The organism is Micromonospora sp. R311 (genome assembly GCF_056780015.1).
In genome coordinates, this window is the sequence record NZ_JBSWCE010000120.1 from 1 (window position 1) to 700 (window position 700).

Below are 700 nucleotides of genomic sequence, written 5' to 3' on the forward strand. Positions count from 1 at the left end.
GTCGATGGGTGGTTGTTGAGCATCGGGCGGTAGCCGCTCTCAGAGTTTTCCTGGTTCTGCTGTTCGGGATTCTGGTCATGTTCCAGACCTTCTCGTTGCCCGGGCAGTTCGCGCACCTGGCGCAGGAGTCTCCGGAGCATGCGTATCTGCGGTGGCCGCTGACGGCTGTGTCGGTGTTCTGGGTGCTGTGTGTGCAGGTGGTGATCGTGTGCACCTGGCAGTTGCTGACTCTGGTGAAGAACGATCGGATCTTCAGTGAGGCCGCGTTGCGGTGGGTGGATGGGATCGTGTGGGCGGTCGCGGCGGCGTGGGTGGTGCTGCTGGGGGTGTTCCTGTACGTCGGGTTCAACGCCGACGACCCCGGGCTGCCGCTGTTGCTGTTCCTGCTGTTGACCGGGGTGACCGTGCTGGGGCTGTTGATGGTGGTGATGCGGGCGCTGCTGCGGCAGGCCACCACGCTGCGGACCGACATGGAAGCGGTGATCTGATGCCCATCGTCGTCCGCATCGACGTCGAGTTGGCCAAACGCAAGATGAGCGTCGGTGAGTTCGCCGAGCGGGTCGGGCTCACCCCGGCGAACGTTGCCGTGCTGAAGAACGGCCGTGCGAAAGCCGTCCGGTTCAGCACCCTGGAAGCCATGTGCCGGGTGCTCGACTGCCAACCCGGCGACCTGCTCGAGTGGGTCGACGAATGAACCACC

The 700-nt window shown here is 64.4% G+C and carries 2 protein-coding genes; both read left to right on the plus strand.

Annotated elements, in window-relative coordinates; all coding sequences use genetic code 11:
* The first annotated feature begins 8 nt into the window (after positions 1–8).
* Complete coding sequence (locus tag AC1WTP_RS34450) at positions 9–488, plus strand: DUF2975 domain-containing protein (RefSeq protein ID WP_481653383.1); 480 nt, start codon at positions 9–11, stop codon at positions 486–488.
* On the plus strand, positions 488–694 hold the full coding sequence (locus AC1WTP_RS34455; protein WP_026874506.1) for a helix-turn-helix domain-containing protein: 207 nt from the start codon (positions 488–490) through the stop codon (positions 692–694). Before AC1WTP_RS34450 ends, AC1WTP_RS34455 begins: the two co-directional genes overlap by 1 nt.
* The last annotated feature ends 6 nt before the right edge of the window (positions 695–700 follow it).

What these genes read in the sequence shown, in the direction of transcription:
- AC1WTP_RS34455 (WP_026874506.1), top strand. Translation starts at nt 488, where the DNA reads ATGCCCATCGTCGTCCGCATCGACGTCGAGTTGGCCAAACGCAAGATG.